13 protein-coding genes are annotated in these 14135 nt (G+C 66.2%); all 13 read right to left on the minus strand.

Going from position 1 to position 14135, the window contains the following annotated elements:
* Positions 1 to 96: 96 nt before the first annotated feature.
* The 13 genes from FQ664_RS19325 to FQ664_RS19390 all read right to left on the minus strand — a co-directional run bounded on the left by FQ664_RS19325 (position 97) and on the right by FQ664_RS19390 (position 14037).
* Positions 97 to 792, minus strand: a complete 696-nt coding sequence (locus tag FQ664_RS19325) for a response regulator (RefSeq protein ID WP_144174170.1) — start codon at positions 790 to 792, stop codon at positions 97 to 99.
* Positions 789 to 3443: a sensor histidine kinase gene (locus FQ664_RS19330; RefSeq protein WP_144174172.1), complete on the minus strand. Its 2655-nt coding sequence runs from the start codon at positions 3441 to 3443 to the stop codon at positions 789 to 791. Before FQ664_RS19330 ends, FQ664_RS19325 begins: the two co-directional genes overlap by 4 nt.
* Before the next feature lie 157 nt (positions 3444 to 3600).
* Positions 3601 to 4152 (minus strand): potassium-transporting ATPase subunit KdpC, encoded by a 552-nt coding sequence (kdpC, locus tag FQ664_RS19335; RefSeq protein ID WP_144174173.1) that lies wholly within the window; start codon positions 4150 to 4152, stop codon positions 3601 to 3603.
* Between the two features lie 10 nt (positions 4153 to 4162).
* Entirely contained in the window at positions 4163 to 6217 is a 2055-nt protein-coding gene (gene kdpB, locus FQ664_RS19340; protein ID WP_144174175.1) for a potassium-transporting ATPase subunit KdpB, read from the minus strand.
* A gap of 9 nt (positions 6218 to 6226) precedes the next feature.
* Positions 6227 to 7921 (minus strand): potassium-transporting ATPase subunit KdpA, encoded by a 1695-nt coding sequence (kdpA, locus tag FQ664_RS19345; protein WP_144174177.1) that lies wholly within the window; start codon positions 7919 to 7921, stop codon positions 6227 to 6229.
* A gap of 9 nt (positions 7922 to 7930) precedes the next feature.
* Complete coding sequence (gene kdpF, locus FQ664_RS19350) at positions 7931 to 8020, minus strand: K(+)-transporting ATPase subunit F (RefSeq protein ID WP_003251485.1); 90 nt, start codon at positions 8018 to 8020, stop codon at positions 7931 to 7933.
* Between the two features lie 219 nt (positions 8021 to 8239).
* Complete coding sequence (locus tag FQ664_RS19355; RefSeq protein WP_144174178.1) at positions 8240 to 9292, minus strand: AI-2E family transporter; 1053 nt, start codon at positions 9290 to 9292, stop codon at positions 8240 to 8242.
* Positions 9293 to 9304: 12 nt separating this feature from the next.
* Positions 9305 to 10099: a DUF4892 domain-containing protein gene (locus tag FQ664_RS19360; protein ID WP_144174179.1), complete on the minus strand. Its 795-nt coding sequence runs from the start codon at positions 10097 to 10099 to the stop codon at positions 9305 to 9307.
* A 109-nt stretch (positions 10100 to 10208) separates the two neighbouring features.
* Positions 10209 to 11063 (minus strand): alpha/beta hydrolase, encoded by an 855-nt coding sequence (locus FQ664_RS19365; RefSeq protein ID WP_144174181.1) that lies wholly within the window; start codon positions 11061 to 11063, stop codon positions 10209 to 10211.
* Complete coding sequence (locus tag FQ664_RS19370; protein ID WP_144174183.1) at positions 11060 to 11848, minus strand: alpha/beta fold hydrolase; 789 nt, start codon at positions 11846 to 11848, stop codon at positions 11060 to 11062. The genes FQ664_RS19365 and FQ664_RS19370 overlap by 4 nt, the downstream gene beginning before the upstream one ends.
* Positions 11849 to 12172: 324 nt before the next feature.
* The gene (gene sixA, locus FQ664_RS19380) at positions 12173 to 12631 is read right to left on the minus strand and encodes a phosphohistidine phosphatase SixA (RefSeq protein WP_144174185.1); all 459 of its coding nucleotides are present in this window, start codon (positions 12629 to 12631) and stop codon (positions 12173 to 12175) included.
* Positions 12628 to 12975 carry a DUF4389 domain-containing protein gene (locus tag FQ664_RS19385; RefSeq protein WP_144174187.1) on the minus strand — a complete coding sequence of 116 codons (348 nt, stop codon included), beginning with the start codon at positions 12973 to 12975 and terminating at the stop codon, positions 12628 to 12630. The genes sixA and FQ664_RS19385 overlap by 4 nt, the downstream gene beginning before the upstream one ends.
* A 36-nt stretch (positions 12976 to 13011) precedes the next feature.
* Positions 13012 to 14037, minus strand: a complete 1026-nt coding sequence (locus FQ664_RS19390; protein ID WP_144174189.1) for an NAD(P)H-dependent glycerol-3-phosphate dehydrogenase — start codon at positions 14035 to 14037, stop codon at positions 13012 to 13014.
* Positions 14038 to 14135 lie beyond the last annotated feature (98 nt).

Genomic DNA, 14135 nt, shown 5'->3' on the forward strand with positions numbered 1-14135 from the left:
GCCCTGATGAAAAATCAGGACGAATATGTCACCAAAGGCGGGAAACTGGCTTGCTGAAAACCATAGAATCTCCCACAGGGTCGGCGTGAACCCGGACTATGCGGCAGGCGCAACCAGCCTGTACCCCACCCCCGGCTCGGTGATGATGAAGCGCGGTGCCATGGGGTCATCCCCCAGCTTCTGCCGCAAATGCCCGACCACAATCCGCAGGTAATGGGTGTCCTCCACATGGGTAGGCCCCCAGATATCCTTGAGCAACTGCTGCTGGGTAATCACCCGCCCCGGGTGCCCGGCCAGTTGCGCCAGCAGCGCATATTCCTTGCGCGTCAGCGCCACTTCCACGTCGTCCAGGGTCACCCGGCGAAAGGCAAAGTCCACCAGCAGCGGCCCAAAGCTGGCCGCCACTTCCGAGCCACCAGCCTGCGGCACCTGGCGCAGCAAGGCGCGCACCCGCGCCAAAAATTCCTGGATACCAAACGGCTTGGTTACATAGTCATTGGCGCCGCCATCCAGCGCATCGACCTTCTGCACTTCACTGGCGCGCACCGACAACACCATCACCGGCACTGCGCTCCATTCGCGCAAGTCACGCAGCACCTGCTGACCGTCCATGTCCGGCAGGCCCAGATCGAGCACCACCAGGTCCGGCTTGCCCAAAGCTGCCTGGGCCAGCCCTTCCGCGCCGGTGGCAGCCTCGAGCACCTTGTAGCCTTGCGAGGCCAGGCTGATACGCAGGAACTTGCGGATCTGCGGTTCATCGTCGATGACCAGGAGGGTAGCGGACTGACTCATGGGGTTTCGCTTTCAGCTTCAGGTTGAGGGGGCAGTGGCAAGCATAAAGTGATGCTGGTGCCCTGGCCATCGATGCCTTCGCCCACCAGGATCTGCCCGCCATGGGCACCGATCATGCCCTGGCAGATCGCCAGGCCCAGGCCGGTGCCCTGCCCGCCGCGGTCGCCGCGGGCGGCGGTGTAGAACATGTCGAAGATTTTCTCGCGGTCGGCCACGGGAATGCCGGGGCCCTGGTCGCTGATGGCAAAACGCAACTGGGCATCCTGCACGGACACCTGCAGCTCCAGCCGGCCATTGACTGGCGAGAAGCGCGCAGCATTTTCCAGCACGTTGACCAGCGCCTGCTCGATCAGCGCCGCATGCACGAACAGCAGCGGCAACTCGGCCGGCACATCGGTGTGCACGCGCAGCGGTGCCAGCACCACGCGCAGGCGGTTGAGCGCACTGCCGACGATGTCGGCCGGGGCCACCCAGTCGCGGGCCAGCTTGAGGCCGCCGTGGCCCAGGCGGGTCATGTCGAGCAGGTTCTGGATGTAGCGGTCGAGGCGTTCGGCCTCATTGCGGGTGCCCTCCAGCAGTTCGCGACGGTCTGCAGCGGGGATCGCCTCGCCCAGCGCCAGCAGGCTGTCGATGCTGCCGCGCATGGCGGTCAGCGGGGTACGCAAGTCATGGGACACGGACGCGAGCAAGGCGCTGCGCAACTGCTCGGTTTCGCCATGCAGGCGCGCGGCCTCCAACTGTTCGGCCAGGCGGGCGCGGGCCAGGGCCTGGGCCAGTGGCTGACCAAGGGCAGTGAGCAGGCGCCGGCGCGGATCGCTGAGCGGCTGGCCAGAGCGTGGGCGCACACCGAGCAATGCCAGGGGCTGTTCATCTACCGCCAGCGGCCACCACCACCAGCGGCCATTGGGCAGGGTGTCGCTGCCATGACCAGCGGCCTGGCCGTGCTGCCAGGCCCATTCGGCGGCAGCGCGTTCGTTATCGCTAAAGGCATGGGCTTCGCCGCTGACCACCTGCAACTGGCCTTCGACATTGCGTTCCAGCAGGCACACCTGCATGTCCTGCCAGCCGTCCAGATGCTGGCCGGCGGCGTTGAACACCGCCTGGCGGTCGGTGGCCACGGTCAGCCGGCGCGACAGGTCGAGCAACTGGCTGGTCTGCGCCTGGGTCTCGCGCAGCGCCTGCAACTGGCGGCGCTGGCGAGCGGCCAGGTTGCCGGTGAGCGCGGCCATCAACAGGAAGAACACCAGGGTCAGCACGTCTTCTTCGCGCTGGATCCTGAATGAGAAGTTGGGTGGGATGAACAGGAAATCGTAGGTCAGGAACGACAACGCCGCGCAGGCCAGTGCCGGCCCCAGGCTGCTGCGCACCGCCACCAGCAACACCGCAGCCAGGAATACCAGCGAGATGTTGGGCAACGCCAACACACTCGATACCGCCCAGGCCAGGCCAGCCGCCATGACAGTGGCCAGCAGCGCCAGCAGGTAGTGGCGCCAGCCCCACATCCGCCGCCCCGCCAGACGCGGCGCCGGCGCCTGCTCGTCGCGGTCCAGCACGTTGATTTCCAGGCCGTGGCTTTCGTGCAGCAAGCGCGCGGCCACACCGGCACCGAACAGGCGCCGGCGCAGGCGGTCGCGGGACTGCCCGACCAGCACCAGGCTAGCCCGCCGCTCGGCGGCATGCTGGATAAGCGTGCGCGCCACTTCACCAGCGTGCAGCAGTACCACCTCGCCGCCCAGGCGCTCAGCCAGTTGCTGGGCCGCTTGCAAGCGCTGGCGCGCAGCTTCGTCGCGCAGGCGACCATTGTCCACGTGCACCAGGCTCCAGGGCAGGTGGCGACGCTGGGCGACGCGACTGGCATGGCGCACCAGGCGTTCGGCCTGGTCGTCGCCATCCACGCCCACCAGCAAGCGCCCGCGCAAGGTCGGGGCCTCCTGCCCGCGTTGGCGATAGCCGTGGGCCAGGTCGGCATCCACTTGGGCGGCGGCAGTCTGCATGGCCAGCTCGCGCAGGGCGGTGAGGTTGGTTTGCGAAAAGAACGCATCGATAGCAGCCCGCGCCTGCTCGGGCACGTACACCTTGCCTTCGCGCAGGCGTTCGAGCAGTTCGCGGGGTGGCAGGTCGATCAGCACCAGCTCGAAGGCTTCCTGCAACACCCAGTCCGGCAGGGTTTCGCGCACTTGCACGCCGGTGATATCGCGGACCTTGTCGTTGAGGCTTTCCAGGTGCTGGACGTTGACCGTGGTGTACACATCGATGTCGGCGGCCAGCAGTTCCTGTACGTCTTGCCAGCGTTTGGCGTGGCGGCTGCCAGGAGCATTGGTGTGGGCCAGTTCGTCGACCAGCACCAAAGCCGGCGCGGCCTTGAGCAAGCCGTCGAGATCCATTTCCTCGAGGGTGACGCCGCGGTACTGGCTGCGCAGCAATGGCTGCTGGTGAAGGCCACCGAGCAATACCTCGGTTTCGGCGCGACCGTGGGTTTCGACCACCCCGACCAGCACCTGCACGCCCTGGCGTTGCTGGGCGTGGGCGGCCTGGAGCATGGCGAAGGTCTTGCCGACACCGGGAGCGGCGCCGAGGAACACCTTCAGCCGACCCCGGCCGGTTCGTGGAAGGGTGGCCAACAGCGCGTCTGCGCGGGTGGAGTCACTCATCTTTCATCCTTTGCTATTTCCAGCAATCAGCCAATTCAGGGCCAGACACCGTACCTGTGGGAGCGGGTTCACCCGCGAATTCGATCGTGGTGCCACCGACGCATTCGCGGGTAAAACCGCTCCCACATGGGGCCCTGCTAGCCCTTCAAGTCATCCATCAATGGCTGAGGTTTTCCAAGGCCTGGTTCAACGCCAGCACATTGACCACCGGCGGGCCGATCAATGGGTGGAGGGTGGCCTCTTCCAGCAAGCCTTGCAAGCGCTCCACCGGCAACTGCCGCGCCGCCGCCACCCGCGGGATCTGGTAAGCCACCGCCTCCGGCGGCAGGTGCGGGTCGAGGCCACTGCCAGAGGTGGTCAGTAGCGCCTGGGGCACCGGCCCCTGCTGCGCCTGGTACAACGCAGCCGCATCGCCCTTGACCCGCTCGGCCAGCGCCGGGTTGCTCGGCGACAGGTTGCTGGCACTGCTGGCCACAGTGGCGTAGGTGCCTGCCGAGGGCCGCGAATGGAACCAGCCATCGCCCTGAAAATCCTGGGCGATCAGCGCCGAACCGCGCACCTGGCCCTGGTCATCGCGCACCAGGCTGCCATTGGCCTGGCTGGGGAACGCGACCTGGGCAATCCCGGTCACAGCCAGCGGATACAGCGCGCCAGTCACCAGGGTCATCAACAGGGCCAGGCTCAACGCCGGGCGTACATAAGCATTCATGGTGGCCTCCTCAGACCAGGTGCAGGGTATTGAGCAGCAGATCGATCAGTTTGATCCCGGCAAACGGCACGACAATGCCGCCCAGCCCGTAGATCAGCAGGTTGCGCCGCAGCAAGTGCGCCGCGCTGGCCGCCTGCACCCGCACGCCACGCAGCGCCAGGGGGATCAGCACGATGATGATCAGCGCGTTGAACACGATGGCCGACAGGATCGCGCTCTGCGGGCTGGCCAGGTGCATCAGGTTGAGCACGCCCAGCTGCGGGTAGATGGCGGCGAACAGCGCCGGCAGGATGGCAAAGTACTTAGCCACGTCGTTGGCGATGGAGAAGGTGGTCAGCGCGCCGCGGGTCACCAGCAACTCCTTGCCAACCTGCACCACGTCCAGCAGCTTGGTCGGGTCGCTGTCCAGGTCGACCATGTTGGCCGCCTCGCGCGCGGCCTGGGTGCCATCATTCATGGCCATGCCGACGTCAGCCTGGGCCAGTGCCGGGGCATCGTTGGCGCCGTCGCCGCACATCGCCACCAGGCGGCCGTCGTTCTGCTCCTGGCGGATGCGCGCCAGCTTCTTCTCTGGCGTGGCCTCGGCCAGTACGTCATCCACGCCGGCCTCGGCGGCGATGGCAGCGGCGGTCAGCGGGTTGTCACCGGTCACCATCACCGTGCGAATGCCCAGCTTGCGCAGCTCGGCAAAGCGCTCGCGGATGCCGGGCTTGACCACGTCCTTGAGGTGAATCACACCGAGCAGGCGCTTGTCGATGCACACCAGCAACGGCGTGCCACCGCTCTGGGCGATACGCTCCACTTCACGGGCCAGCGCCACTGGCATTTCCAGGCGTTGCATGCCGACGAACGCCAGCACGGCATCGACGGCGCCCTTGCGGTAGCGGTGCTGCTGGAAATCGATGCCCGACAGGCGTGTCTCGGCGCTGAAAGCTACAGCCTCGAACTGCCCGGCGGGCGGCTCGACGAAGTCATGCAGCTGGCGCAGGTACTCGACAATCGACTTGCCCTCGGCGGTGTCGTCAGCCAGCGAAGCCAGCAACGCGCCCTCCCCCAGCTCGCGGGCGGTGATGCCCGGTGCGGCATGCAGCGCGCTGCAGCGGCGGTTACCGAAGGTGATGGTGCCGGTCTTGTCAAGCATCAGCGTATGCACGTCACCGGCCGCCTCCACCGCGCGGCCCGAGCGGGCGATGACGTTCAGCCGCACCAGCCGGTCCATGCCGGCGATGCCGATGGCCGACAGCAGGCCACCGATGGTGGTGGGAATCAGCGTCACCAGCAATGCAGCGAGGAAGATCAGTGGCAGGCTGCCGCCCACGAAGTGAGCGAACGGCTGCAAGGTCACCACGACGATCAGGAAGATCAGGGTGAGGCCGATCAGCAGGATGTCGAGGGCGATCTCGTTCGGGGTCTTCTGCCGCTTGGCACCTTCGACCAGGGCAATCATGCGATCGAGAGTCGACTCACCCGGGTTGCTGGTGATGCGGATCAACAGCCAGTCGGAGACCAACCGGGTATTGCCGGTCACCGCCGAGCGGTCGCCACCGGATTCGCGAATCACCGGGGCGGACTCGCCGGTAATGGCGGCCTCGTTGACCGCAGCGATACCTTCGAGTACCTCGCCGTCACCGGGGATCATTTCGCCAGCCACCACACGCACCACGTCGTCCTTGCGCAGCGCACTGGCCGCAACGGCCTCGTAGCTGCCATCGCGCTTGCGACGCTGGGCGGTCAGGCCCTGGCTGCCGGCCTTGAGGCTGTCGGCGCGGGCCTTGCCACGGCCTTCGGCCAGGGCCTCGGCGAAATTGGCGAACAGCACGGTGAACCACAGCCACAGGGCGATCTGCACGGCGACGCCGGTACTCACGCCGCTGCCGGGGGCAAAGCACAGGACTGTGGTCAGCACAGCAGTCAGGGCGACTACCAGCATCACCGGCGAGCGCTTGAGCTGGCGCGGGTCAAGTTTGACGAATGCCTGCACCAGTGCCGGGCGCCATAGCGCGGCGAAACGGGTCTGGTCCTTGGCACTGTGCCGGGCTGGTGTTTCAGGAATGGGCATGTTCATGGTCGGTCCTCAAAAACCCAGGCTCAGGTGTTCGGCGATTGGCCCAAGGGCCAGGGTCGGCAGGAAAGTCAGGCCACCGACCAGCAGGATGGTGACCAACAGCAGGCCAGTGAACAGCGGGCCATGGGTGGGGAAACTGTTCAGCCCCTGGGGCGCACTTTTCTTCGTCGCCAGGCTACCGGCCAGCGCCAGCACGGGCAGGATGTAGCCGAAGCGGCCGAGGATCATGGCCAGGCCGATCATCAGGTTGTGGTACACCGTGTTGGCACCGAAACCGGCAAAGGCCGAGCCGTTGTTGGCAGACCCCGAGGTGTAGGCGTACAGCAACTGGCTGAAACCATGCGCACCGGGGTTGCTGACCGCACCCGCCGGGCCGGGCAGGCTGGCGGCGATGGCACCGAGCACCAGCACGCCGACCGGCATCACCAGCAGGGTCGCCACCAGCAACTGCACCTCGCGTGCCTGCAGCTTCTTGCCCAGGTATTCCGGGGTGCGGCCAATCATCAGCCCGGCCAGGAACACCGCGATCAACACAAACAGCAGCATGCCGTACAGCCCTGCGCCAACGCCGCCGAAAATCACCTCACCGACCATCATGTTGACCATCGCCACCATCCCGGTCAGCGGGTTGAGGCTGTCGTGCATGGCATTGACCGAACCGTTGGAGGCGGAGGTGGTAGTCACCGTCCACAGCACCGAACCGGTGGTACCGAAGCGGCTTTCCTTGCCCTCCATCGGGGCGCTTTGCTGTACCTGCGCGCTCTCGAGGGCCGGGTTGGGCTGATGCTCGGACCATAGTGCCGTGCTGCCGCCGATCAGGAACAGGGCAAGCATGCAGGCGAGGATGGCGCGGCTCTGGCGCAGGTCCTTCACGTAGTGGCCGAAGGTGAACACCAACGCCACTGGAATGAGAATGATCGATGCCACCTCGAACAGGTTGCTCCAGGCCGTGGGGTTCTCGAACGGGTGCGCCGAGTTGACGCCGAAGAAGCCACCACCGTTGGTCCCCAGTTGCTTGATGGCGATCTGGCTGGCGGCCGGGCCCAGCGGGATGGTCTGCTCGGTGCCTTGCAGGGTGACCGCGTGGGCGTAGTCGGCCAGGGTTTGCGGTACGCCCTGCCACACCAGCAACAATGCCAGCAGCAGGCACAGCGGCAGCAGGCCGTAGAGCGCGGCGCGGGTCATGTCGACCCAGAAGTTACCCAGTGTCGTCGCGCTGCGCCGGGCGATGCCACGGCACAGGGCGACCAACACGGCCAGGCCGGTGGCGGCGCTGACGAAGTTCTGCACGGTCAGGCCGAGCATCTGGCTCAGGTAGCTGACCGACGCCTCACCGCTGTAGGCCTGCCAGTTGGTGTTGGTGACGAAGCTGACCGCGGTGTTGAACGCCAGCGACCATTCCTGGCCGGGCAGATGCTGCGGATTGAACGGCAGGTAGCCCTGCAACAGCAGCACGGTGAACAACAGCAGGAACCCGGCCAGGTTGAAGGCGAGCAAGGCCAGCGTGTACTGCTGCCAGCTCTGTTCCTGGCTGGCACGCACGCCCGCCAGCCGGTAACAGGCCTGCTCGACCGGGCCCAGCACCGGCGACAGCCAGGTGCGCTGGCCTTCCATGACCTTGAAGTAGAACCGCCCGAGCCAGGGTGCCGGTAGCAGCACGATGGCGAAAAATGCCAAGAGCAAGGCGAAGTCGTAACTGTGCATGGCCGCTCCCTAGCTGCGATCGGCGCGCAGCAGCGCCACCAGCAGATAAAACGCCAATGCCACTGCCAGTAGCAGTGACAGCCCGTCGAGCATGTTCATGTGTGGTTCTCCCCGTAGTGCGGCTTGGGCCGCTTTGGGGAAATTGTCCGAGGGTGGGGCGTAAAGGGGCGAGATCGGGGGCTGGGGGTGGGGATAAAGAAGGCGTAAAAATCGGGGGTTGAGGTTGCCTGAGCCGGCCTCTTCGCGGGTAAACCCGCTCCTACAGGTACTCCACAAGGCTCAAGGCCTGTGCTTTACCCGCGAAGAGGCCAGTACAGGCTACGGCTGGGGCGGCTGCTGCGCCGCGTTGCGGCTCCAGTCCAGCAGCAGGCTGTAGCCGACAGCCAGCAAGGTCGGCCCGATGAACAGGCCAATAAAGCCAAAGGCCAGCAAACCGCCGAACACGCCCAGAAGTACGATAACCAACGGCAGGTTGCCGCCACGGCTGATCAGGTACGGTTTGAGCACGTTGTCCACGCCACTGATGATGAAGGTGCCCCAAACCCCCAGGAACACCGCCATGCCGTACTCGCCCTTCCATACCAGCCAGCCGGTGGCCGGGATCCAGGCCAGTGGCGGGCCCATGGGAATCAGGCTGAGCATGAAGGTGACCAGGCCCAGCACGATGGCCCCGGGCACACCGGCAATCAGGAAGCCGATCACCGCCAGCACGCCCTGCGCGGCGGCCGTACCGATCACCCCGTTGACCACCCGCTGCACCGTACCGGCCACCAATTCCAGGTAGTACTCGGCGCGCTCGCCCATCAAGCGTTGCAGCAAGCGCAGGACAAACGCCGACAAACGCGGGCCGTCGCGGTAGAAGAAGAACACGAACACCAGGCTCAGGGTCAGCTCCAGCACGCCGCTGCCAATCTGCGCGCTACGCGCCAGCAACCAGTTACCCACCTGCCCCAGGTGCGGCTTGACCGAGGCCAGCAAGGCCGCGCCCTGCTGGTCCAGCGATTGCCACCAGCTGACCAGGCGCTCGCCAACCAACGGGATGCCACCCAGCCAGGCCGGAGCATCGGGCAGGCCGTCCACCTGCACGTCACGCACGAATGCCGTCGCATCGCGAATGTGATCGGCCAGGTTGAACCCCAGCCACACCAGCGGCAGCGCCACGATCAGGATCCACGCGCTAGTCAGCAGGCTCGCCGCCAGGGTTTCACGCCCGCCCAGCACACGCGTCAGCAAACGCATCAAGGGCCAGCTGGCAAAGGCCAGGATGGCCCCCCACAATAGCGCTGAAATGAAAGGCGCCATTACCCACAGGCCGGCCCCCAGCAGCGCCAGCAGCAGAATCTGGACCAGCAAGCGGTCATTGTTAACCATGGTGGTGCCCGTTCAACGGATCAGTTCAAGATGCAGGCCGTCGGTAGGCGTGCTACCGACTTCGAGGCGGCCATTGCGCACCCCCGCCTTGACCAGCGCCTCGCGCCAGGCTTCGGCCTGGGCGCCACTGAGGCTGGCACGCAGGGTGCTGTCGAGGTTCAGGCTGCGGGCCAGCAGGTTGGCCCAGGTATCTTGCGGCGCGGCCAGGTCAGGGTAGTCGAGCTTGCCGGTGTCGCGCATTTCGCGCAGCACCGTGGCGGCGGTCGGCAGCAGTTCGCCCAGCGGGCTGCCGGCGACGAACTCCTCCACGTGCAGGTAGGCGCGGCGGTTGCCGCGGGTGACGCTGTACAGCGCGACCAGGGTGTCGGCCTGCTCCGCCGAGCGGCGCAGCAGGATGAACGCCTGCTGCTCGTCGCCGCCGTTGAGGCGGGCATTGCCGAACACATCATTGGCCCACAGGCTGGCCTCGCCGCAATCGCGGCCCTGGCACCAGAACAGCGGGTAGCCGCCATCGCGCTGCAGTGCTTCGCGAGCGCTGGTGAAGGCTTCGCGGGCGGTACGCTCGACCGGCAGTTCATAGGTGACCGAGCTGACCTGGCCGCGGCTTTCGACCTTGTCCTCGAGCCGCAGGCGGCCGCTGATCTTGCGCAGCGGGCCCATGGGGTAGACACGCTCCTGCTCCACGGCCGGGCGCTGGTCGACCACCTTGGCGTCCACCGGTACCGGCAGGCTGCCAGCCCACAACACGGGGCTGGCGAACACCAGGCAGGCAGCGAAGGCATTACGGATGGCAACAGGCGCGCTCATTGGCGAGCCAGACGGCGCTCAGCGCCGAGGTGAAGCTCCAGGATGTCTGGCAGTTGCATGGTTGTCTCCCTGTTCAACCCGCCAAGCCTCGACACTTGTCCGGTGCAAGTCAAGCAAAGCCAAAAAAGCGATTGAAACAGTCTGCGACAAGAGCCGCGCCCTGCTCATCGTTCAGGTGCAGATGATGGCCACCGGGCAACGTCATCTGCTCAAAGGGTAGCTGCTCCAGCAACCCGGTGTGGCGCGCCAGCATGCCGTCGGCGGCCACCACCAGACGCGCCGGGCAACTCACCCGGCGCACATAGGCCATGGCCTGGGCCTCGCTCAGGCGCACTGGCGAAGGCAGGGTCAGGCGGCTGTCGCTGCGCCAGCTGTAGCCACCGGGCACCGGCATCAGGCCTCGCTGGGCCAGCAGCTCGGCTGCCTCGCGGCTGACCGCGACCATGCCTTTCATGCGCGCCTGCACGCCCTGCTCCAGTGTCGTGTACACCGACTTGCGCTTGCCATCCAGGCGCAACTGGGCCTGCAGTGCCATGCCCAGCCGCTCACCGGCATCCTGCTCGGCGCCAGTCGGCGGGATGACGCCGTCGATCAGGGCCAGATGGCTGACCCGCTCCGGTAACGCGCCAGCCAGTTGCACCGAAATGATTGCCCCCAGCGAATGGCCCAGCAGGGCGAAACGTTGCCAACCCAGCTGTTCGGCCACCCGCAACACGTCATGGGCGTAGTCGGCCAGGGCATAGCCGGCACCGAGCGGCCGGTGCTCCGAGTAACCATGCCCGGCCAGGTCCAGCGCGACGATGCGCAGGCCTTTGAGCTGCGGCGCCAGACGGGCGAAGCTGTTGGCGTTGTCCAGCCAGCCATGCAGGGCGATCACCGGCAGCCCGTCCTCGGGGCCGAACAGGTGCGCGGCCAGCTCGATATGCCCCAGGCTCAGGCGGATCTCCTCGACCTGCGCGCTCATGCCTGGCTCCAGCGGTCGAACAGGCCCTTGATCAGGCTGGCGGTGTCGGTTGGCCGCTCCAGCGGGAACATGTGCCCTCCCGGCACGCTGTGGTATTCGCCCCTGGGCATGCCGCGTACGGCCAGAGTGTGGTGGCGGCGAATGACATTGCTGCGGTCACCCCGCACCATCGCCAATGGCACCTGTAACTGGTGGACGGGCGCGGGGCTGGTATGCGGGATACTGCGGTAGATGCTGATTTCCGTGGCCGGGTCGAAGCGCAACTGCAGGCCCTGTTCCATCGCCTGCAAGCCGTGTTCGACATAGGCTTCGAGGCATTCGGGGTCGAAATGGCGGAACAGCGACTTGCTGGCGAAATAGTCCCGGGCGCTGTCGCGATCATTGAAGGTTTCGCGGCGCCCCAGGGTGCGGCCGGCCGGGGTGATGCGGTCGATGAAACCGAAGCGCTTGGCGGTGCGCAGCAGCCAATGGTCGGCGCGTGTAAGCACCGGCGAATCGAGCATGACCACGCCGCGGTAGTACTCGGGGCAGCGCAAGGCGGCGTGCAGGTGCAACACCCCGCCCAGCGAATGGCCGACACCCCATACCGGCTGGTCCTGCCGGGCCAGGTGGTGCAACAGTTCATCGACCAGGCTCTGCCAGTTGTCGTCCACCGGAAAGCGCGGGTCGTGGCCGTGCTGGGCCAGGTGCTGCACCTGGTAGTCCGGCGCCAGGGCCGCGAACAGCTTGCCGTAGGTGGCCGAGGGGAAACCGTTGGCATGGGCGAAGAAGATCTGCTGCGTCATGGCGCCGGATCCGGACGGGGAATGATGGCCCATTGTCGATATCACGGGGCAATTCGGCAACGTCCGGAAAGGTCATCGGCGAGGGCTATCAGGTCAGGCTTGCGGGAGATCGCCCAGCCCTTTGGGCTGCGCTGTCGCGTAGATAACTGAGTTCGCAAGCAATCAGCGAACCCTGTGGGAGCGGCTTTAGCCGCGAAGAATCCAACGCGGTACATGGCACCGGCTGCGCCGGTGTTCGCGGCTAAAGCCGCTCCCACAGCTCAAGGCGTGGGCTGTACCTGTATGTGGCTTGCCAGCAATGGGCCGCGCAGCGGCCCCGTGGTGTCAAGCCGGCGAGCTGATCGCCCGAAGGGTCATCAGTCCAGCCAACGGCCAGTCGCCTTCCAGCTCCGCCAGACTTGCAGTGCTCATGCCCGCAGGTTGCTGCTGGTGACCATGTTCCAGCGCCCCGACCAAGGTACCCACCAGCGGCTGGTGGCTGACCAGCAGCACATGCTCCAGGCCCAGCCGCTCGATTTCACCGATGACCTGCTGCACATCACTGTCGGGCTTCAGCCAGGGCACGGTGCGTACCGGCTCGGCGAAGCCCAGAGTGTCATGCACCAGGGCGGCCGTTTGCTGGGCTCGCACGTACGGGCTGGCGATAATCGCCTGCAATGGCTGCCCCAGCAGGCGGGCGGCGCTGTGCAGCACCTGCTCGCGGCCATGGGCGGTCAGCCGGCGCTCGGCATCGCTGTTGGCCCGCGGCTCCGCTTCGCCGTGGCGCAGCACCCACAGTTTCACAGCTTGGGTTCCTCATCACGCACCGGGTGCGGCGCCGGGGCCACGGCGTGCGGCACCTCGCCATCCGGGGCACGCGGTGTCGGCCAATCGGCGAACGGCCACGGTTTCTGGTCGCTGTGGAAGCTGCCAAAGCGGCCGATCTGCGCCAGGTACTGGCTGAGGCTGTCGCCGAAGTTCATCAGGCTGGCGCTGGGGGCGCCGTACACCAGGCGGTAGATCAGTTGCACCAGTACCAGGCCACCAAGCAGCAGCTCGGCCAGTTGCCAGACCACCAGGAACACCAGCATCCACAGGACCCGCAGGATGATCGACTCGCGCTGGGCGCGCTCGGGCGTATCGTTCATGTGTTGCTCCTTGCTGTTGTCAGAGCCGCTCACGGCTCAGTTGAAACCGCTGATGGAAATGAAATCGACATCGGTCTTCGGTTCGGCACGCATCAGGTGCTCGATCACCTGGTTCAGCGTGCGGCCTTCGAACAGGATGGCATGCAGGCCCGCCACCAGCGGCATGTAAACCTGCACTTCCTGCGCCTTGGCCTTGAGCACCTTGAGGGTGTTGACGCCTTCGGCCACTTCGCCCAGGCGGTTGACCGCCTCCTCCAGGCTCTGGCCCTGGCCGAGCGCGTAGCCGACCTGGTAATTGCGGCTCTTGGGCGAGGAGCAGGTAACGATCAGGTCACCGACCCCGGCCAGGCCGAGGAAGGTCATGGGGTTGGCGCCCTGGCTGACGGCAAAGCGGGTCATCTCGGCCAGGGCGCGGGTAATCAGCATGCTCTTGGTGTTCTCGCCCATGCCCAGGGCCACTGCCATGCCGGCGATGATCGCATAGACGTTCTTCAGCGCCCCGCCCAGCTCGACGCCAAAGCGGTCGGCACTGGCGTAGACGCGGAAGGTACGCCCATGCAGCACGGCCTGCACCTGCTGGCACAGTTTTTCGTCCTCGCTGGCGACCACCGTGGCGGTCAACGCATGTTCGGCGATTTCACGGGCCAGGTTGGGGCCCGACAGCACGCCGATGCGCGCCTCGGGGGCGATTTCCTCGAGGATCTGGCTCATCAGCTTGAAGCTTTGCGCTTCGATGCCCTTGGTCAGGCTGACCAGGCCCTTGCCGCGCAGCAGCTCGGCATGCGGCGCCAGCACGCTGCGCAAGGCGCCCGATGGCAGGGCGACGAAAATCAGTTCGCTGGCCTGCAGGGTGGCCAGCAGGTCGCTGACCGGCTCGACGCCGTCGTGCAGGCGGATGCCCTTGAGGTAGCGCGGATTCTCGCGATTGACGCGCATGGCCTCGGCCTGTTCCGGGTCGCGCATCCATTGGCGCACCGGCACACCGTTTTCCGCCAGCAGGTTCGCCACGGCGGTGCCGAAGCTGCCGCCTCCTAGAACTGCAACAGGTTGCTGTTCAGTCATATCCAATCCGTTAAAGCCAAAAGTTAAGTGGCGACCCAGCCATTATACGGCTCGCCTGCGACAGAACCAGTGTCAGTACCGGCCTCTTCGCGGGTAAA

It is taken from the genome of Pseudomonas persica, from assembly GCF_900291015.1.
GTDB lineage: Bacteria > Pseudomonadota > Gammaproteobacteria > Pseudomonadales > Pseudomonadaceae > Aquipseudomonas.

Coding starts and splice junctions, on each gene's coding strand:
- FQ664_RS19365 (WP_144174181.1), bottom strand. CDS start 11,063: ATGAGCGCGCAGGTCGAGGAGATCCGCCTGAGCCTGGGGCATATCGAG.
- kdpF (WP_003251485.1), bottom strand. CDS start 8,020: ATGAACATGCTCGACGGGCTGTCACTGCTACTGGCAGTGGCATTGGCG.
- FQ664_RS19330 (WP_144174172.1), bottom strand. CDS start 3,443: ATGAGTGACTCCACCCGCGCAGACGCGCTGTTGGCCACCCTTCCACGA.
- FQ664_RS19325 (WP_144174170.1), bottom strand. CDS start 792: ATGAGTCAGTCCGCTACCCTCCTGGTCATCGACGATGAACCGCAGATC.
- FQ664_RS19355 (WP_144174178.1), bottom strand. CDS start 9,292: ATGGTTAACAATGACCGCTTGCTGGTCCAGATTCTGCTGCTGGCGCTG.
- kdpB (WP_144174175.1), bottom strand. CDS start 6,217: ATGAACATGCCCATTCCTGAAACACCAGCCCGGCACAGTGCCAAGGAC.
- FQ664_RS19360 (WP_144174179.1), bottom strand. CDS start 10,099: ATGAGCGCGCCTGTTGCCATCCGTAATGCCTTCGCTGCCTGCCTGGTG.
- kdpC (WP_144174173.1), bottom strand. CDS start 4,152: ATGAATGCTTATGTACGCCCGGCGTTGAGCCTGGCCCTGTTGATGACC.
- FQ664_RS19385 (WP_144174187.1), bottom strand. CDS start 12,975: ATGAACGATACGCCCGAGCGCGCCCAGCGCGAGTCGATCATCCTGCGG.
- kdpA (WP_144174177.1), bottom strand. CDS start 7,921: ATGCACAGTTACGACTTCGCCTTGCTCTTGGCATTTTTCGCCATCGTG.
- FQ664_RS19370 (WP_144174183.1), bottom strand. CDS start 11,848: ATGACGCAGCAGATCTTCTTCGCCCATGCCAACGGTTTCCCCTCGGCC.
- FQ664_RS19390 (WP_144174189.1), bottom strand. CDS start 14,037: ATGACTGAACAGCAACCTGTTGCAGTTCTAGGAGGCGGCAGCTTCGGC.